The organism is Spirosoma arboris (assembly GCF_009754945.1).
Classification (GTDB): Bacteria; Bacteroidota; Bacteroidia; order Cytophagales; family Spirosomataceae; genus Spirosoma; species Spirosoma arboris.
The window spans coordinates 345,359-366,002 of sequence record NZ_WPIN01000004.1; the positions used below are offsets into that span (position 1 = coordinate 345,359).

The window sequence follows — 20,644 nt, forward strand, 5'->3', positions numbered from 1 at the left end:
TGTTTTACGTGTTTGTGTGTTTACGATTAGTTGATAACTGAATCAAAAGTAGAAACACGCATAATAGCCCGCTTCGATTTTCGCCCGGCAACTTACGTTCGACACTATACTCCATTCTCCTGTCTACCAACGGCATTTTGGCCTAAATGTGGTTATTGGGCGACTATTCACCGTCGTCTGTCGACAATTGGACTAGCTTGTAGGCAAACCCAATCTGTTTGTCTATTTTCGGCTATGTAATCAGCTGACTTATGCAACTTCTTACGCAGGAATTTGTCTTCTCAAACCAACCGCGCCAACGACTGGTACGGCATGGTTTATTCTGGTTGGCATGGGCATTATTTTTTACGCTTACCTATGGTTTTTTGCCCGCTAACTACCTTCTTAATGAAGGAGTTGCCTGGCCGATAGCTTTCCTGAAAGGCTTTCTTGTATCGGGGATCGACTCGATCTTATTCATGCCTGCTCACATCTTTCTGGCCTATAGTCTGATGTATTGGGTGATACCCCGATACCTACTTACCGGGCGCTATGGATGGTCATTTATAAACACCATTCTTCTGATTATTGCAACCTCGTTCCTGTCGGCAGTACTGGCCAAATTTATTGTTTATCCTATTCGGATGATGGTAAATGGGCGCTTCTCGGGGAATACATTCGTTTTTGCCATGATGGCGGGTATGCGTGGTGCTACGACCATTGGTGGTTTTGCCGCAGCGATTAAGCTGGTGAAAATCTGGTATCTGAAACAACAGGCTTACGAACAAATTGATAAGGAGAAACTACAGGCCGAATTGCAACTGCTTAAATCACAGGTTCATCCGCATTTTTTGTTCAATACGCTCAATAACTTATATGCACTCACGCTCCATAAATCAGATCATTCGCCAGCTGTGGTCCTGAAACTGTCGGATTTGCTGAGTTACATGCTATATGAGTGCAATGCGTCGGAAGTGCCGCTTCAGAAGGAGATTGCGTTTATGCGTAACTATATTGGACTAGAGCAACTTCGCTATGGCGACCGGCTGGATATGTCGATTACTATTTCGGGAAATTATCTGGATAAACTAATTGCTCCGCTGCTACTGATCCCATTTCTGGAAAATGCCTTTAAACACGGTACCAGCGAACAACTCGAACAAGCCTGGATGCATATCGATTTGTCAGTTCAGGGAAATCAGCTGAAATTCAAAGTCATCAACAGTCGGGAATCGAATTCGGACACTGGTACGCATATCGGAGGTATCGGTTTACAGAATGTACAGAAACGACTAAATTTGTTATACCCTGGTCGCCATGAGTTACGAATTGTACCCGAAGAAGAAACGTTTATGGTTGCGCTGACTTTGGAACTAGCGCCTACGCTGGTCACAGATTTTCTGCCCATAAAACAACTCGCTGAAACAGCCTGATTTATTCACACTATGTCTTCAATACGTTGCCTGCTCGTTGATGATGAACCACCTGCACTGGCCGTTATCGAGTCGCACATCAACATGATCGATGGTCTGGAAATAGTGGGCAGATGTCACAATGCTATTCAGGCGTTTGGGGTGTTGCAGACCACACCGGTTGATCTGATGTTTCTGGACATTAAAATGCCGAAACTGCTTGGTACCGATTTCGTTCGTAGCCTGCGACAGCCACCCAAAATCATTTTTACGACTGCCTACCGCGATTATGCTCTGGATGGCTTTGAACTAGATGTAGTCGATTACCTGCTCAAACCAATTTCGTTTGAACGCTTTTTACGAGCGGTTTCCAAGGTGATGCGATCTGAGAACAGCCTCCTCAACGCTGGACAGACTGAGGCCTTACCTAATCAATCTGTTGAGAAACAATCAGTAGCGCCAGCGGAGAATACGTTCCTGTATTTCCGCGCCGATCGCAAGATGGTGAAAGTCTTCATCCACGACATCTTGTACGTAGAAAGCCTGAAGGACTACGTTAAAATCATCACGACCTCGGCTAAGCCTTTGGTGGTTAAGCAAAGCATTAGTTCACTGGAAGAAATGCTACCAGAGGTTGGCTTTTTGCGCATCCACCGCTCGTTTGTCGTAGCCGTTGATAAAATTACGGCTTATACTCCTAGTTATGTCGATATAGCCGGACAGGAGCTACCCATTGGTCGATTATATCACAAAGAAGTTGGGCGAGTGCTGAAGATGGAGTAGCAAACTGTGCGTTAGTATGTTCTTTCGCTTTGTCGCTTTAGGAGGCAGGACTTAACCGTCAAATCAATGCTTCCAATCAGCAAAAGAACTTTTCAAATCCTTGTCGTTTGCCTGCTTTGCCTTGCGGGTGCTCTTCGCGCGCAAACTAAGAAACCCAAATTCAGGGTAATTGCTTTTTATACAGCGCAGAATGATAAAGCGCATATTAGCTATGTGCATGAGGCTAATCGGTGGTTTCCGAAGGCTGCTGAGAAGTACAATTTCAGTTATGATTCAACCGATAACTGGAACAATCTGAACACCGAATTTCTGGCTAACTATCAGGTCGTATTATTCTTCGATACTCGCCCCGAAGAACCTGCTCAACGAGAAGCCTTTGAAAAATACATGAAAAATGGGGGAGGGTGGATGGGGTTCCACTTCGCCGGATTTGCCCTGACGCCTTCAAAATACCCACAGAACTGGGATTGGTATCATAACGAATTTCTGGGATCGGGTTCCTATAAAAGCAACACCTGGCGACCAACATCAGCTATTCTGCGGGTTGAAGATCGAAAACATCCATCGACAAAGCATTTGCCTGCAACCTTCAAAACAGCTCCAAATGAATGGTATCGGTGGACGAATGATTTGACAAAGAACCCCGATATCGACATCCTGATGTCCATCGACTCGACCAGCTTTCCATTGGGCACAGGTCCCAAACCACACGAAATATGGCACAGTGGCTATTATCCGGTTGTCTGGACGAATAAGAAGTACAAAATGATCTATTCGAACATTGGTCATAACGACATCGATTATGAGAATAAAACGAACAAAGAATTGTCGTTTACCTTCTCAAATGAAACGCAGAATAAATTCCTGATCGACGCGCTTATGTGGTTAGGGAATAGCAAGAAATAGCCTGTCACGGCTTTTTACAAAAGTCTTGATAAAGACAGCTCAACCAACCATCAACCTGATGAAACACATTTCACGCCGTGGTTTCCTGCAGTCGTCGGCTGTGCTGGCTGGCAGTTCTGTTGTGAATTTCAAGCTCCCAATCGTTAAAACAGCCCAAAAACCATTACGATTGGGCGGACCAATTTTCCTAAAAAGCCAGGACCCCGACGACTTGGCACGAGAGCATAGGCGATTGCAGTATAGTTCGGCTTACGTTCCTGCCGTTGAGTTGAAAGACACCGATAAAATTTTGGCCATTGAGAAAGCGTTTGCGGGGCAGAATGTGATTCTTGCAGAAGTTGGAGCGTGGGTCAATATGTTGGATCAGGATGCTGAAAAACGCCGGAAAAATCTGGAGTACGTTACCGAACGACTGGCTCTAGCCGAAGCCGTTGGTGCCCGAACCTGTGTGGATATTGGGGGTTCATACAATCCCACTCGCTGGGACGGCCCCGATGCGCGAGACCTGACCAAGGAATACTTCGACGCGACGGTCGAGAATTGTCGAAAGGTAATTGACGCTGTAAAACCCAAACGGGCCAAATTCGCGCTCGAAATGATGGGCTGGAGTTTGCCCGACGGCCCGGACTCTTATCTGAAATTTATTAAAGCCATCGACCGACCTGCTTTTGGTGCTCACATCGATATGGCCAACATCATTAACACCCCGGCGCGGTATTACAATAACAAAGCGCTTATCGACGAGACTTTCCGAAAATTAGGGCGCTGGATTGTATCGGCTCACGCCAAGGATATTGCCCCAAAAGATGGTCATTTTATAGAGACAATGCCAGGTCGAGGGAGCCTGGATTATGTAGCGTACATCCGCAATGTTACGTCATTACCGCAGGAAGTGCCTTTGCTTCTGGAACATCTGCGTACCGCAGAGGAATACGATGAAGCCCGGCAATTTGTAATTAGCCAGGCCACTAAAGCTCAGATTTCTTTGGCGTAGATGTATTAAACACAGAGCGGGCCGTAACGACGGCCCGCTCTGTGTTTAATGAAAAATCTTATAAATCCGGGATGTCTTTAATCCGAACTTTCATAACCGGTCGTTCGCCCTTTGGAACGATGGCAATAAATGAATTACTCACTGTTTCGCCATTTCGAAGCATAAAGCCAGCCTGAACATTGGTGGTGGTGGTTACCTCTTTTCCTTCTGAATTCTTGATCTTTTGCTGGTAAGGTACCATGAAGGGTCGGGCTACTACGGTTCCACTTTTAGAGGTGAGTCGTTTTCCGGTGGCATTCAGACAATCGAATACGGCCAGTTGATTTGGTTCGTCTGTGCTTAGAAAGGTTTGCCTCGGAAACATCAATTTGGTACAGTTACTCCTATTGGTGGCGTAAACCGAAAGTTCATAGCGCATAAAATTCTCACCGCTAATTTCCATCTGACGTTCATTGCGAATTTCGAAACCATAGTCAATTCCATTCAATTGAGCGGGTTTACCGGCTTCAACATCATAGGCTTGCTGGGCAAAAAGAGCAGAGGAAATAGTCGTTAAAACCAGGGAACAGAGTAAAAATCGATTCATTTAGATAAGGGAAAGGTTAACATTAGAACCAAAAATAACCATCATCTGACAAATTTTTCAAGTTTTATAATACTGCCATTTGCGCCCTGATCAAGTTTAAGCAAACGCTCGATTCAACTCCTTTTCTTTAGCTGTATGTACTAGACATCACGCTGTTGACGCTCACTTTTTAAGGAGTTTGAATTTCGTAACTGCCGTGAGATTTTAGCCGGGTAGTTTATCCATTGGTCGGGCTTATTGATTAACTGCAAAAACTGCTTACGAAAAGTCAGTTTTCGCTACCCTAAACAGCCTTCAACTTTTCAACACCTATGGTTTGGTTATCAACTTCTCCTAAACAGGTACTTCGATTTCTGGGAGTCGCCGGGGCTACCGTGTCTCTATACGCCTGCCTGAATACTCAGAAAAACGTCAGGCAGACCGCTGTGACTTCTACGACCGAGACATCGGTTGTTGCCGATGCCCCCACGGCTCCAGTTGTATCTAAACAGGCCAGTCCACGTCGGATATTGGTTTTTTCGAAAACAAAAGGATGGAAGCATACCTCCATTCCGTTTGGTATTGCGGCTTTACAGAAACTCGGCCGAGAGAATAATTTCAGAGTTGACACCACTAAAAATGCGGCTTATTTCAATGATGATAGCCTGAAGAATTACCAGGCCGTCGTTTGGCTAAGCACAACAGGAAACGTATTAAATCAGGTCCAACAGGCTGCTTTTGAGCGCTATATTCAGGCTGGGGGTGGTTATCTGGGTATTCATGCGGCTGCCGATACGGAGTATGATTGGCCCTGGTACAACAAACTTGCGGGCGGGTATTTTGCCAGTCACCCCAGTCAATCCAATGTCCGTAAAGCAACGGTAGACGTAATTGACAAGAATCACCCTTCGACCAGTATGCTGCCCGATCATTGGGAGCGAACCGATGAGTGGTACAACTATCGCTCGCTTTACTCCGATCTGCATGTGCTGGCCAACCTAGACGAAAATACGTACGAAGGTGGCATCAACGGAAGCAATCACCCCATTGCCTGGTATCATGAATTTGATGGCGGACGGGCCTATTACACCGGTGGCGGTCACGAAGATGCCAGTTTCAGTGAGCCATTGTTTGTGCAGCACCTGCTAGGGGCACTTAATTGGGTTATGGGTAGTGGTAAAGCACTGGATTACAGTAAGTCATATGCCGTGGTGATGCCCGAAGATAACCGGTTTGTGAAAACCGTGCTGGTCAATGACCTGAACGAACCAATGGAACTAGCCGTGGCAGACGATGGCCGTGTATTCTTCACAGAACGGAGCGGAAATTTGTGGGTTTATAACTCCCGCAAGAACACCTACAAAGTAATGCATCGATTTGCCGTAACCACCAAGTTAGGCTTTGGCGTACAAGGCATTACGCTCGATCCAAAGTTCTCGACCAATCATCAGCTCTACGTTTATTACTCGCCCAATACCGATAAAGACCCCACTTACCATTTGTCGCGCTTTGTGGTGAAGGACGATAATTCACTTGATCTGGCTTCCGAAAAAATACTCCTCAAATTGCCGGGTGAGTTTGAAGCCAGTGCCCACCACGGCGGTTCGCTGGCCTGGGACAAAGAAGGCAATCTGTTCCTATCGACGGGTGATAACACCAATCCGTTCCCCTCGAATGGCTACTCGCCCATTGACGAACGCCCCGACCACCTAACCCTTGATGCGCAACGTAGCGCGGCCAACACCAACGATTTGCGGGGGAAAGTTCTACGGATTCACCCCCAGCCTGACGGAACGTATACCATTCCCGATGGCAACCTATTCCCGAAAGGCACAGCTCAGACCCGCCCGGAAATTTATACGATGGGTTTGCGGAACCCTTACCGGATTGCGGTGAACCCCAAGACATCAGTCCTGTATTGGGGTGAAATTGGCCCCGATGCGGGCAAGGATAGTACGATTGGTCCAAGAGGATATGACGAGTTTAATCAGGCTAAAAAACCGGGAAACTATGGCTGGCCTCTCTTTATCGGTAATAGCCAACCCTATCCGAAACTTGACTTTGCCACCAACGCCCTCGGGCCCAAATTTGACCCAAAAGCACCTGTTAATAACTCCGTCAATAATACGGGCCTGAAAAACCTGCCGCCAACTAATTCGGCGATGATCTGGTATCCTTACGCAGTATCCAAGGAGTTTCCGGAATTGAGCCAGGGAGGACGTAGCGCGATGGCTGGCGCGTTTTATAATTACGACAGGAATTCGTCGTCCAAAACTAAATTCCCGGAATACTATGATGGTGCGCTATTTGTCTTCGACTGGATGCGCAACTGGGTGCTGGCTGTTCGGCTTGATAAAGACGAAAACTACGTCCGGAATGAGCCGTTTATGGCCGCAAATGGCGATTTTCGGCGACCTATTGATCTGGCTTTCAGTAAAGAAGGTATTATGTATATGCTCGAATACGGCTCGGTATACGGTGCCGATAACGACGATGCGCGCCTGGTGAAAATTGAATACAACACGGGTAATCGTCCACCAACGGTTAAAGCCAATGTCGTTGATTCGGTGGCTATGGCGATCCATAATTCACGGTCCTACCTCACATCCGATGGGCAAAATGCACCCGTGTCACACGAAGCCGCCGGGCAGGCTCCTCTGCGTGTGAAATTCAGTGGACGTGGTACCGACCTTGACGATGATGATGCCATCACTTATGAATGGCTCTTTGATGGTAAAACAGTTGGTGCCCAGCGCCCTATGGCGACGTATACGTACACCCAGCCTGGTGTATATAACGCCATTCTGAGAGCAACTGATCAGAAGGGTTTAGTCGGCACCGATACGATTGTGGTGAAGGTGGGTAATGCTAAGCCGGAAGTCGTCATTGCTACGCCCGGTAACAGATCATTTTACTGGGAAAACAAGCCGTTTACTTATTCCGTAAACGTGACTGATAAAGAGGACGGGAAGGTTGACCCTAAGCGTATTAAGGTGTATTCGGAATACAGCGCCCAACCCAGAAGTGCCCCAACCGTAGTTGTGCAACAGGGGCACCAGGATTTAGCGTCGATTGGGAACGGATCGATCGGTAAAACCCTGATGGCGAGTAGCGACTGTAAAGCCTGTCATACGATTGATAAACCATCCGTTGGGCCAACGTTTCTAGCTGTTGCAGACCGCTACAAGGGTCAGCCCGGAAGTGTCGACAAACTGGCGAAAAAGATCATTGAAGGTGGAGGTGGTAGCTGGAGCAAAGATCACCTCATGAGTGCTCACCCACAAATTCCGACGCAGGACGCTCAGGAAATGGTGAAGTACATTTTCTCGCTGACCGATGCCCGTAAGCAGAAAGTAGCACCCTTGCAGGGAAGCCTTGCGGTAAACGAACATAAGCCAGAAGATGCGCGTGGGCAATACACGCTGGTGGCTTCGTATACCGACAAGGGCGCATCCGCGCCGGGCGGTAAGGTTGTCGGACCACTCACCGGTACGGATGTGGTTACGCTACGTAACGCCAACGTGAAAACGATTAACGCCGATTTGTATGTTGGTTTCCCTCGCTGGGGCAACCGCCTGGGGGCTGGAAATCACAAAGCGTATGTGCTGTTGAAAGGCATTGATATGACCACTATCAAATCGCTGACGTATGATTATTCATCGCTCAATAAAGATGGTGACATCGAAGTGCGACTCGATTCCTACGCCGGGCCAGTCGTTAGTCGAGCGCCTTATAAAGCTACTGGCGATTGGAAAACTAACAACCAGGTGACAGGCACGTTCGATAAGGAATTCACAGGCAAGCACGACGTGTATGTAGTGGTCATGAAGCGCGATAAACCCAATGACAACATCATACAATTGAATAGTATTCAGTTTAATCAAAATTAAGGACGTATTGATTGTAGTACCGACCGTCTCGGTCGGGCGAGAAATTCTTGACTACACGCCCGACCGGGACGGTCGGTACTACAATCAATACGTAATAATCTCCTTTTTACCTGACTCTATTTTCCTATACGGGTTAGTCAAAAACAACTGCGTAAAACGAGTCATATCCTCCCCGCCAACTCCATGTGCGCGATTGGTGAACAATAATCGCTGACTATTGGGCATGTAGTGATGAATCTGGTCGATATAGAGCGGCCGACAGGCGTTATCAAGTTCGCCATCCGCCAGTAAAGCGGGTTTGTTGGAATAAAAAGGCTGCTTGGTTTCTGGCTTTATGGGCGGAACCTGCCAGCAATCGCATAATTCCTTATAGACATCATTGATGTGATACCCTTTCAAGTACGGATACGTATCATACAGTTGCTGAAGGACTTTCTCACTATGATAGGCCGTCTGATCGGCGCAGTACACCGAAATTCGCATACCTGACGGAGCGGTGCTATGTTCAAAAATATCATCCAGAACCCGCTTGATGTAAGGATAATGATTGCCCTTTATCATTTCGGTGATAGTGTAGGGAATATGCTTCATCTGCGTGTTAACGAGGACGCCCAATAAATCTCGTCGGGTATATTGAATGCGTAACGTATCGGTCGTGCCTTTTTCTACATAAGGAATGTAAAACGCTTTCGCTCCGATGGAGGAAAAATAACGCTGGAATTTCTCTTTCAGGTTGCCGTATAAGGCTTTGTTTGTCGAGTCTTTCTCAACATGGCCAAACAGGATATTCAGCGATTCGTTGAAGTTGGCGGGCTCATCTTCATCAATAGGCACGAATGTGGGCAGTGGGGAGTCCAGAATTAATGACCTAACCTTGGATGGATCTTTCTGGAGCACAGCCAGCATAAGCCCACCACTATAGGAAATGCCTTGTAGATTAACTGAATCGACCCGCAAAGTGGCTAACAGGTCATGAATGTCCGCTACCGTTTCGTCAGTATTGTAGCCGGAAAGGTCGATCCCCTTAGCTTCCAGTGCTTTTTTGTAGCGCTTAACACCCACGACCATCATACTATCTTTATTCAGGTTTTTGCGGTATGACTCCCTGATTGCATCATCCAGTTCGGTGCCCTGTAGCCTTGGAAGCGCAAAATAGGTCCCTCGTTGCTCAAAGGCGATACAATTCCGGTCATTGATAAGTGGACTTTGGGTAGCACCTCTTGCCCAACCCAACGAACTGCCGCCCGGTCCTCCGCCCGTGAACAAAAGTGGGTCCTTCTTTTTATTGGGATTTTTGCTTTCTACCAGAATAAAAGGAAGTTTGATGGTTTTCCCGTTGTTCTTTTTCCGGTTTTCGGGCACAATCAAATAAGCACAGCGGGTGTGAAAACTGCTGTCTATTGGAACTGGACAGGCACAAGGCTCGAGTGTTCGGACAACACCTGGCTGGCCCTTGACATACGTTATAGAAAGTAATAAAACCACAAGCAGGCATGCCCGCATCGAAGATCGATTCATACGTTTATGAACTAATTTTCGACAAAACTAAAGCGGGCCTGATCTGGATTTTAGTAAAAAATGGACATCTTCAACGGACACTCTCAATTAATTTCTTGCCGGTAAACTGGACAACGTCTTTGTAAAAATGGCTCATATCATAATAGCCATGATCATAGGGCGAGAATTGTTTTTTATCTGTCACATATGCCGATAAAGCCGTTCTGGCTCGCACGGTGGAGAAGTACTGTTTGGGCGTAGTACCAATTATTCTGGTGAAATAGCGATAGATCGTTTTATTGGTCGTAGACAGTTCGTTAGCTAGTTGGCTACTCGTAAATTCCAGATTTCCGGTTCCATAGATGCCAATCGCTTTCTGCACGACGTCGACGTAATAGGCGTTGGTGTTTTTCTTTTTGTACTGACTTAAAAAGAAATTCTGGAGTAGTTGGACTCGCTCGCTAAAGTCAGCCAATTGTTTTACCCGGTTAATTAGAGAAGCCGGTAAAACGGCTTCCAGCCTCACCACCTGATCCGAAAATTGAGCCTGGTTTATGCCGAGTATCGCTTCCAGTCCACCCGGAAAAAACTTGATGGTGAAAATGTGATCTGTCGGTAAATTATGTCGCTCAACGATGTTGTTTCGCAAAATGAGCACATCGGTGCTCGGTTGAATCTGGTATTGAGTTGCGCCAACGGATAACCGATACGGTTGACCTAAATTAATATAACAGGTGGGTGTCCAACTCGGAAACATCTTGATGATGAATCGATTATCGCCTGCATACTGATACGTTTCCTCGGCAGATGACTCCGAGAAAAACTCGATGTAATCGGCCAGTTCAGGACAGGGATGAGCGAATCGGTAGAGTTTTCGAATGTTATCGAAAATCTCCGTCATCTGGTAATGACATCCGTTTATCGCTTTATCCATTGATGTATTCTATTTTTAGTGGCATCCTCGGCCTGTGTCCTCACAGAACGCTTTGACAAAGGCCGCGCCAAAGGCGTTCTGTGAGGACACAGACCGAGGATGCGATTCGTTCAAACCTGACGATCTTCTACTTATCCACTACATCATAATCCGTAACCAGTCCGTCAGACGTCAGATGGACGATCACATAATGTGGTGCATTGGTAGTACCGAATTTGTAATTCAGAATTTGATCTACTTTACCTTCGTGCCGCTCAATGCCACGCCCTTTAACATCCTCGGCGTTGATGAACGTAATGGATTTGAGATCAGCAAGTACACCGGCTCCCTGAGCAAAATCTTTCCGTGCCCCCGGCGTAATACCTGGTGTTTCTTCTACTGCTTTACCGCCCTTAGCCAGTGCCATCAACGCGACTTCGATCTTGCGAGTACGGGTCGGATCAGGGTCTGGTGCCGATTTGGGCGCGTTGAAGAGCGGACCAATGCGTGGTATTTTTCGTTCTCCTTTGTTGGTTTTCCAAAGCAGTTCTGTAACCTCTCCCTTTTCGTTAGGGCTGAATGTTAAATAAATATCGCGATCGGCCGAAGCAAAGTGGGTTGGTGTTTCGGGCACGAACTCTTCGTCGTTAAACCCATCGATCAGCGTATACAGTCGGTCTTTACTGGCTACAAACGTGATCATTTGGTTGTTGTTAAGCTCGTAGCGACCTTCGTAAGCAGTAAGGGCTTTGGCAGCAACCGGGACAGCGATACGTTTGGCGCCTACCATTGGCTTATAGTCTGGCCAATGATATTGCTTAGCCACTTCCTCCGTAATTTGACCCATCATGCGGGAGTTATCATTGGCGTTGATCATGATAACAAGACCCTGTCCGGTTTCAGCACCAGCCGTCATAAAGGCATCGAACCCTTCATCCCGTCCGTTATGCCCGAAACGCATTGTTGGGCCTTTACCTTCCAGAAAGACGCCCAGTCCATCGTTGTCCTTTTGATCGGTAAGCATTTGCTGGGTCATTGATTTCGACAAGATGGCACCGGGTTTTCCCGCAAAAGCGCTTTGAATACCCATCGCAAAACGGGCGAGATCAGATGGAGTTGTCCATAATCCGGCGGCTGCCATTTCGGGGTAAACATGCCAGCGTCCTTTTACTAGGTTACGGTCTCCATAATGACCTGTGGCGGTTGCTTTGGCTTTGTCGGCAGGAAGTGGCTGCTGATAAGTACTTTCTGCCATTTTCAGTGGGCCTAGTACTGTCGACTGCATAAACTGTGGAAAAGGCTGGCCCGTTACATCGAGCATGAGTTGCTGCATAACCGTATAACCACCTCCCGAATACCGCCAGCGGGTTCCCGGCACAAAATCCACCCGAACAGCAGGGGTGTTAGCGGGAGATGTACCGTCGAGAATTTGTACTACTGTTGGAATCGGCGTGCCTACCTCATAACCAGGAAAGCCGTGTACCGTCAATCCAGTTGTGTGGCTGAGCAATCCACGCAGCGTAACTTTCTTGTCTTTTGTGAATTCATTCTCCGGAACTTTCCAGGTCTTCAGTTTGGTATTCACATCCTCATCGAGCGACAGCTTGCCTTCTTCCGTCAAACGCAACGCCCCAACTGCGGCCACCGATTTACTAATAGAACCGGCCTGAAACAACGTAGATGGCGTGACCGGCGTAGTGCCATTTTTGTCAATAAAACCATAGCCTTGGGCCTTCACGATTTTACCATCCTGAATGATGGCAATAGACAGACCCGGTACGTGCCGTTTCTGCATTTGCTTCCGAATAAATTCATCGAGATCGTCGGCGCGACTTTCGGCAGCGAGGAATAGCAAGGAAAGAACGGCGATAGACTGGATAAGTTGACGCATAGGAATGACAGTGAGGGGAATAGTCAACCTAAAGATGCGCAAAAATCAGCTTTCGTTGCTTGGAGGGACATATAGTTTTTCTGACAGGATTAACAGGATTGACAAGATTTTTTTGTCGGGCTAATCATCCTGTAAATCTTGTTAATCCTGTCAGAAAAAATTACTCCTGTCGTATGGAATTCAATGGATTTGTTAAAGCCGCTCGTACCGTTTCGTAGCTGACCACGATCGCTGTCAATATGAAAACCAATAGAATACCGACTAGAAAAATGAGCGCATCAATGGGCACGCGATACGTAAAATCTTCGAGCCATCGGTACATCATGAACCAGCCCAATGGCAGAGCGACGACACAGGCAACAGCCAGCAAATTGAGGAAAGGCGTAAACAGCAAGCGGAGAATCTGGAGCAGAGAAGCCCCCATTACCTTGCGGATACCAATCTCCTTGGTACGTCGTTCGGCGAGGTACGATGACAGCCCAAATAAACCGAGGCACGCAATCAGGATCGACAGCAAGGAAAATGCTTTGAACAGACCCGACATCCGGTTTTCACCTTCATACATCCGGCCAAATTCCTCGCTCATAAACCAGTGACCGAAGCCAACGCCGGGCAGCACCTGCTTCCATTTTTTCTCAACCTCCGCAATCTTTTCCTGGAACTTACTCGCCGGCAATTTTATGTACACAATTCGGTCTTCGGGATCAGGGCGCGCGCTGATGGCCAACGGGGAAATGGTGTGGTGGATCGACCTGAATGGGAAATCTCGGACAATGCCGATTACGGTTCCTTCCTTTTTCTGATTCGGTTGCTCATAAGGCAGCTTGATTGTCAGGCGCATGCCCAACACTTTGTCAAGCGGTAGACCTAGGGATTTTACAGCACTTTCGTTGAGTAGATACGTACTGGAATCGGCTGGATTGTCCTTTCTGAATGTTCGCCCGGCGATCAATTCAAGGTTAAACGCCTGTGGAAGATCGAAATCTCCATGCATGGCTGCCCAGGAGTAGGACTGATTACCCAGTTGTGGGAACGTAACGTCGTGATCGAGCGAGCCAAAATAATCCTGATTAGGTAAGTGATTTGCCATCGTGACGACCTCTATCTCTGGGTCTTCCAGAATCCGCTGCTTTAGCGATTGATATTTATCCAGCGAAGCCATCCCCGACCATCGAATCGATAACAACTGATCGCCACTTCGGCTTAAGGTCGATTGATGAATAAAGTTCATTTGCTTCATCATGATACCGGTCGAGACAATGAGTAGAATCGTGATGGTGTATTGTAGCACCACCAGACCTTTCCGAAGCCAGTCGGAACTGCGACTGGTGAACCGATTATTTTTTAGTACGCTGATGGGCAGCAGCCCCGATAAATACAATGCCGGGTAACTGCCCGACAATAGCCCAACCAGCAACGTAGTACCTACCGTAACACCAATCAGTTTGCCTTGCACCAGATGAGCCAGCGTGAAATCCTTACCCGCAATGACGTTAAACAAAGGCAACAGCACGACGACTAATATCAGTGCAACCAGCAGCGCCATGAACGTAGTAATCAGCGATTCGCCCAGAAATTGCCAGACTAATTGCCAGCGATTGCTCCCCAGCACTTTACGTAAACCAATTTCTTTTGCTCGTCGAACGGCGCGGGCTGTGGCCAGATTCATGTAGTTGATGCTGGCAATGATAATTACCAACAAGGCCGTCGATGCAAAAATGTAAAGGTATTTTTTGTCGCCAATTCGACTATTGTTATAACTGGATCGAAGTTCCTGATTGAAATGCACCCCGCTCAATGGCATGATAGCAGGCTCAATCTGGCGTGTAGGATCTTTCGGAAGATTGGCCTGGACGACCTGATTAAACAAGCGCCTGATTTTCTCAACGTCGGCGTTTGGCGTCGTGTGCAGATACGTCAGAAACCAGCCAGCACCGGCTCCCCAGTTCTCCAGCCAGTTTGTATTATTGGCCGTCATCATTGAACGTAGCATGCCGGTGCTGATCAGGTAGTCGGGCTGGATGTGTGAATTGGCTGGATAATCGTCCAGCACACCAGTTATCGTCAGCGGAATGTATTTATTGTCGGTTGCATAGATGTGGCTTGTTTCCAGGGTTTTACCAACTGGATTCTGATCTCCGAAAAACTGCCGGGAAATGGTGGCGCTGAGGACAATGCCATTAGGTTTCTCGAATACCGTTTTCGGATCGCCATGCAGTAAGGGAAAGTGAAAGACATCCTTAAAATCAGGATTGACCCAAAACGCATTTTCGGACAATAGGATTTTATCCGTTTTTCGATCCCAGAACGAAGCCGGATAACCCATCGACACCACCTGCGCTCCGCCGATTACTTCTGGAAAACGATTCTTGAGCGCTTTCAGCCAGGCTCCTGCTGCGTAGGCCGATGTTCGTTCCTGGCCATTCACCTTCCGATGCGTGCCCAGAATATAGAGGTTATCGGAATCGGGGTGGAAGCGATCAAAATCCTGTTCGTCAATGATAAACAGGTAGATAAGCGTTACGCTGGCTAGTCCGATGGCTAAGCCCGTAATATTGAGAATAGTAAACCCTTTCTGACGCCGGAAGTTGCGCAGGGCAATGGTTAAATAATTTCGGAACATGATAAATGGGCGGGTTACTGCTTAGGGGTTTTAAAAATGCCAGCCTTGAGGTCATAGCCATCCGACTGGGGCAGCAGGTTCAGGTAATCGGTCGGCAATCCATTGGTCTTTACTTCGCTTAACAGAATGGTGCCTGATTTCCGAACTCCATGCTCGATCTGGTTCGTTTCGCTGGCCTCAACCGCGCCTTTCGAGCCGAAAAATCCCATGTAGTGAGCATTGCCCGTGATAACCGACGTAGCGAACGTATAGCCTGGCGTCGTGTTCTCGGGCCTGAGCCAGAAATAAGCGCAATTGGTAACAATGTTGTTGCGGAACACGAAGTCTGGCTTGTTATCGCCAAACCATACGGCGGCTTCGTAAGAGCCGGAAATGATTGAGTTGGTCAGGGCGAAATTGGTAATTGACTTGAAGAGAAGTAGCGCATTTTTGCACCCATAAAAAATGGTGTGATCCACATGGGTGCCGCCACCATGCGCCCAAATGGCACCCTGAATGGGGGAGGAGTTCTTTTCGCCAATGAAATAACACTGGCTTATGTTAAGTCTCTGTAAGGTTTCGTCCTCCCGTGTAATGGGATAATAATAACGGACGGTCGGATTAGAATTTCCTAGGAACTTAAGTCCCTTGAAACTCACGTTGTTTCTGGCGACCAGAAAGCCTACTGCGTGCGCAAACTGCTTGGTGGAGTTATCGGCAGATATCGATTGGATGACGGGCATTTTCGTAGGTTGCCAATCGGGATCGTCGGGCATAGTAACGGCTTCCAGACTATAGCGTACTGTATCGGCTGACGAGCTACGGGTTTTAATTTCCAGCAGTTGCCGAAGTACATATAAGCCCGGATAGATTTTTATCGTTACAGGTTCATTCCCCGTAAAGTCATGGGCCAGGGCTACGGCTTTGTCTAAACTGGCTACTGGATCAGTAATTGTACCTTTCGCTTCATCTTTACCTCGGGTAGCATCGACATACAGGGTTTGGGCACTGAGCGGAAAAAGGAGGCATAACCACAGGCCAATGGTTAAAAATGGCAACTTGTTCATGTTGTTTACAAGGATTTATTGACGGAAAGAAGTAAACCTAGCCAGATCACTTACTACCTTGCAATTCAATTGCCGATCAAGTTTTATCAAGTTATATCACGCTGATTCACAATGGTTTCTGATTCGACCGATTTGCTCCGATGCAAACAGCTTATTGAACGAAAACTCGACTGGGGGGCGAGCGAATCCTGGACAAGTGTCGATTTTGAGAATCTTCAGCAACGGATTCTGGAAGAAACAAGTGTTTCATTAAGTGCAAGTACGTTGCGACGAATCTGGGGCCGGGTCGATTACCAGCATTTGCCGAGCAATACGACCTTGAATACACTGGCCCAGTTTGCAGGTTACTCCGATTGGCGGACGTTTATCAAATCACAGGCACCTACCGACTTGCCGCCTACACCTGTCGAACGCTTACCTGTGGAGCCAGTTAGACCGACCATCAATTGGGTGAAGCTTAGCTGGATTGCCGGTTTTGTTGTAGCGATTATCCTGGTCGGCATCGTCGCGTTTGACCAAAAACAATCTCAACTAAACGCAGATCAATACAGCTTTAGCAGTAAACCACTGACCCGAAGCATTCCGAACTCGGTCATTTTTACCTACAATTCCTCGGCATCGCCCACCGATTCGGTTTATATTCAACAATCGTGGGATTCGCGTCGACGAACCTTGGTCGATAAAGATGCGCAAACACATACATCCATTTATTATGAGCCAGGCTTCTACCGGGCTAAACTGCTCGTTGGTACGCAGATCGTTCGAGAGCATCCGTTGCTCATTCCGACCAATGGCTGGCTTGGTCTCATTGCTACGAAACCGGTGCCCGTTTACCTGAAGTCACCTGAATTTATTGGGCCAGATAAGATGCGGCTGCCCCTTGCCGAAATTGAGCGAAAAAATGTGCCTTTACAACCTCAGGTTCCGCTGATTAAGTATTTCAATGTTGGCAATTTCGATCCCGTTCCGCTAACCGATTTCTCGTTTACTAGTGAAGTGAAAAATGAATACGGCGAGGGAGCTGCTGTTTGCCAACAGACCTGGCTTGAACTAATCACGGACGATATGCCGATTACGATTCCGCTTTCTACGAAGGGCTGTGTGTCGGAACTGTCATTACTGGATGGATCACGTATGGTTTCTGGCAAAAAGACTAATTTATCCCGTTTGGGGGTCGATTTCTCCAACTGGATAAACGTGTCGTGTACGAGCGATGGGCACAAACTCTATTATCACATTAATGGCGAGCTAGCCTACGAAGCAACTCTCCCCCAAAAGAAGGTATCTATCGTAGGGATTGCCTATGGTTTTATGGGTACAGGAGCAGTTAGGAACATCAATCTACAAGCGAATGGTAAGCGGGTCTTTCATGACTTTTAGAGTTTCACTATCCTATGCGACCCCTACAGGGTCGTATGTTTATAGGGACGCCATTTTAGCTATAAACATACGACCCTGTAGGGGTCGCATGCTGTTTTTTACGTAATACCAGATGAGAAAAGGCTAAGGGGAAGCTAAATAAAAGACGAAAAACCAAAGAAATAGCACCTCCCCGTCTTTTGATTTCATCTCCTAAATCCTAACGCTTCACGGCCTTTCCAGATGAATACATCACGCCGACAATTTCTCCAGAACTCTACCCAGCTAGCGGCCGGAGCGGGTTTGACTACGTTGCTTCCGAACGAGGTGACAGCAGCTTCTCAATCGCGTTTGTTCTCCGCAGCCGATACCGTGTCGGTTGGCTTAATTGGCTGTAACAACATGGGGTGGGCCGATCTAACGTCGATGTTGAAGAATCCGGGTGTTCGCTGTATTGCGCTGTGTGACGTTGATCAGAATGTGCTCAACAAACGTGCGGCTGATCTGGCGAAACTGCCTTCAGTACAGGCATCTGGACAGAAAGCGACGCTCTATTCTGATTTTCGCAAGCTGCTGGAAAACAAAGACATCGATGCGGTAATCGTCGGCACGCCCGATCATTGGCACTGCCTGCCTACGGTGTATGCCTGTCAGGCAGGAAAAGACGTGTATGTCGAAAAACCATTGGCCAATAGTATCGAAGAATGCGATTTGATGGTGGCGGCTGCACACAAATACAAACGTATTACACAGGTTGGGCAATGGCAGCGGAGTGGACCACATTGGAAAAACGCCATCGACTATGCACGTTCGGGGCAGATCGGCACGATTCGGACCGTGAAAACCTGGGCCTACATGCCTTACGGCAAAACGTTTCCAGTTGTAGCCAACGAACCCGTTCCGGCAGGAGTAGACTACGATATGTGGCTTGGCCCTGCGCCCAAGCGCCCATTTAATCGTAACCGATTTCATGGAACATTCCGCTATTTCTGGGATTATGCAGGAGGATTAATGACCGACTGGGGTGCCCATATGGTCGATATGGCCTTATGGGGCATGCAGGTAAGTACACCCAAATCGGTGGTATCTGTGGGCGGTCGATATGCTTTCCCAAATCAGGATGGCGAAACCCCCGACACCATGCAGGTACTTTACGATTATGGAAATTTTACCGTATCGTGGGATCAGTCGATTGGTATTGGGCGCGGTCCCTACGATCGCGATCATGGTGTAGCATTTATTGGGAATCTGGGCACCGTAGTCATTGATCGGGGAAAATGGGAAGTTCTGCCCGAAGTTGATGCCGGAAAATACCTGACGTCCGCTATGCCGACGCAGTACGGTGATGGCAAAGATCTTGATCGGCACACATTGAATTTCGTTGAGTGCATCCGAAGTCGCCAGCAAACGAACTGCCCGGTCGATATAGGGCGCAACGTAGCAGTGAATGCCCAACTGGGAAATATGGCCCACCGTCTGGGCCAAAAGTTATTTTGGGACGATGCCAAAAGTGCCGTCACCAGCGATCCTAAGGCAAATGACTTAGTGAAAGCGCATTATAACAATACATGGAAATTGCCAACTGTTTAAACGTTAAATTGTACCTACAGGCTTCAGCTCGTATTTTAGGTTAATCCATGCACGGTAAACCCCGTGGGTATAGTTGCCAAACCTACCAGACTAAAAACATGCAAGACGCTTCCGGAAGACGAAAATTTGTTGGGACCCTAACCAAAGTGGTTGGCACATCGATGCTTATGAACACACCGGGCTTGATTCAGGCCGAACAACTTTGGACTAGCCAGGAATCAATTACGGTTGGCCAGGTGATGGATCTGATTCTTAAAACGATCCCCAATGCACCTTTCCCAAAGACGGTCGATACGCTGAAATCGGGAAATGCATCCCAGAAAGTGACGGGCATTGTGTCGACGATGTTTGCTACGGTAGAAGTAATCGAAAAAACGATTGCTGCGGGTGCGAACTTCATCATTGCCCACGAACCGACCTTTTATAACCATTTGGATGAGACTGATTGGCTACAAAACGACCCGGTATTTAAGCACAAACATGAATTATTGACGAAAAATGGGATTGCCCTCTGGCGGTTCCATGATTACTGGCATTCGCACCGCCCCGACGGAATTCAGACGGGAATGCTAACCACCTTAGGTTGGGAGAAATTTACCGATCCTCAGGATGCTCATATCGTTACGCTGGCTGCAACTCCGTTGAGTCAGATCATTACGCATGTGAAAGGGAAACTAGGCATCAAACAAGTTCGCGTCGTTGGCGATACATCGCAGACCTGTCAGCGGGTTTTGCTCATGCCGGGTGCTGCGGGTGGCCGAAGTCAGATAACGGCTATTGAGAAAGTAAAACCAGACGTTATCTTTTGCGGAGAATCCAGTGAGTGGGAAACGCCTGAATACGTTCGGGACGCACGTCGGCAAGGGCAGAAGTTGTCTTTAGTCATCATGGGGCACATCATGAGCGAAGCCGCAGGCATGGAATGGCTTGTCCCCTGGCTAAAACCGAAATTGCCAGGAATGAAGATTACTTACATTCCGTCCGGTAACCCATTTACGTACGAATGAGGTTTTCTGACAGGATTTACGGGATAAAACAGGATTTCTGATCTACCTAAAAAATCCTGTTTTATCCTGTAAATCCTGTCAGAAAAATAGATTATCCTGCCTAGTTTTCCCGATCCAGACTTCGATATTGGATGGCTTCGGCGAGATGTTCAATCTTGATTTCTTCGGAACCGGTTAAGTCGGCTTTAG

14 protein-coding genes are annotated in these 20,644 nt (G+C 47.6%); 8 read left to right on the plus strand and 6 right to left on the minus strand.

The annotated features are described in order from the left end of the window. Positions 1–251: 251 nt before the first annotated feature. From GO755_RS12540 to GO755_RS12555, 4 genes are all read left to right on the plus strand, one after another. The gene (locus tag GO755_RS12540; RefSeq protein WP_157585199.1) at positions 252–1,412 is read left to right on the plus strand and encodes a sensor histidine kinase; all 1,161 of its coding nucleotides are present in this window, start codon (positions 252–254) and stop codon (positions 1,410–1,412) included. A gap of 12 nt (positions 1,413–1,424) precedes the next feature. Beyond that, the gene (locus GO755_RS12545; RefSeq protein WP_157585201.1) at positions 1,425–2,174 is read left to right on the plus strand and encodes a LytR/AlgR family response regulator transcription factor; all 750 of its coding nucleotides are present in this window, start codon (positions 1,425–1,427) and stop codon (positions 2,172–2,174) included. 66 nt (positions 2,175–2,240) lie between these two features. Further along, on the plus strand, positions 2,241–3,080 hold the full coding sequence (locus GO755_RS12550; protein ID WP_157585202.1) for a ThuA domain-containing protein: 840 nt from the start codon (positions 2,241–2,243) through the stop codon (positions 3,078–3,080). 58 nt (positions 3,081–3,138) lie between these two features. Next, positions 3,139–4,074 carry a sugar phosphate isomerase/epimerase family protein gene (locus GO755_RS12555; protein WP_157585204.1) on the plus strand — a complete coding sequence of 312 codons (936 nt, stop codon included), beginning with the start codon at positions 3,139–3,141 and terminating at the stop codon, positions 4,072–4,074. Positions 4,075–4,132: 58 nt separating this feature from the next. Here GO755_RS12555 and GO755_RS12560 read toward each other — a convergent pair whose 3' ends face one another. After that, the gene (locus tag GO755_RS12560) at positions 4,133–4,660 is read right to left on the minus strand and encodes an ABC transporter permease (RefSeq protein ID WP_157585206.1); all 528 of its coding nucleotides are present in this window, start codon (positions 4,658–4,660) and stop codon (positions 4,133–4,135) included. Between the two features lie 311 nt (positions 4,661–4,971). On the opposite strand from GO755_RS12560, the gene GO755_RS12565 reads away from it, so the two are divergent. Further along, positions 4,972–8,529: a ThuA domain-containing protein gene (locus tag GO755_RS12565; RefSeq protein WP_157585209.1), complete on the plus strand. Its 3,558-nt coding sequence runs from the start codon at positions 4,972–4,974 to the stop codon at positions 8,527–8,529. An 84-nt stretch (positions 8,530–8,613) separates the two neighbouring features. Here the strand turns inward: GO755_RS12565 and GO755_RS12570 are convergent, their stop codons facing one another. The 5 genes from GO755_RS12570 to GO755_RS12590 form a co-directional block, all read right to left on the minus strand. After that, positions 8,614–10,047 (minus strand): alpha/beta fold hydrolase, encoded by a 1,434-nt coding sequence (locus GO755_RS12570; protein ID WP_157585211.1) that lies wholly within the window; start codon positions 10,045–10,047, stop codon positions 8,614–8,616. Between the two features lie 70 nt (positions 10,048–10,117). Continuing rightward, a complete protein-coding gene (locus GO755_RS12575) occupies positions 10,118–10,960 on the minus strand; it encodes an AraC family transcriptional regulator (RefSeq protein ID WP_227686939.1) in 843 nt (280 codons plus the stop codon). Between the two features lie 127 nt (positions 10,961–11,087). Next, entirely contained in the window at positions 11,088–12,830 is a 1,743-nt protein-coding gene (locus GO755_RS12580; RefSeq protein ID WP_157585213.1) for a serine hydrolase, read from the minus strand. Positions 12,831–12,990: 160 nt separating this feature from the next. After that, the gene (locus GO755_RS12585) at positions 12,991–15,453 is read right to left on the minus strand and encodes an ABC transporter permease (RefSeq protein ID WP_157585215.1); all 2,463 of its coding nucleotides are present in this window, start codon (positions 15,451–15,453) and stop codon (positions 12,991–12,993) included. 14 nt (positions 15,454–15,467) lie between these two features. Beyond that, positions 15,468–16,499 carry a hypothetical protein gene (locus GO755_RS12590; protein ID WP_157585218.1) on the minus strand — a complete coding sequence of 344 codons (1,032 nt, stop codon included), beginning with the start codon at positions 16,497–16,499 and terminating at the stop codon, positions 15,468–15,470. 111 nt (positions 16,500–16,610) lie between these two features. Here GO755_RS12590 and GO755_RS12595 point away from each other — a divergent pair, with 111 nt between their 5' ends. From GO755_RS12595 to GO755_RS12605, 3 genes are all read left to right on the plus strand, one after another. Continuing rightward, positions 16,611–17,879: a hypothetical protein gene (locus tag GO755_RS12595; RefSeq protein ID WP_157585220.1), complete on the plus strand. Its 1,269-nt coding sequence runs from the start codon at positions 16,611–16,613 to the stop codon at positions 17,877–17,879. Positions 17,880–18,101: 222 nt separating this feature from the next. Beyond that, positions 18,102–19,448: a Gfo/Idh/MocA family protein gene (locus GO755_RS12600; RefSeq protein ID WP_157585223.1), complete on the plus strand. Its 1,347-nt coding sequence runs from the start codon at positions 18,102–18,104 to the stop codon at positions 19,446–19,448. A gap of 98 nt (positions 19,449–19,546) precedes the next feature. Continuing rightward, complete coding sequence (locus GO755_RS12605; protein WP_157585225.1) at positions 19,547–20,455, plus strand: Nif3-like dinuclear metal center hexameric protein; 909 nt, start codon at positions 19,547–19,549, stop codon at positions 20,453–20,455. The last annotated feature ends 189 nt before the right edge of the window (positions 20,456–20,644 follow it).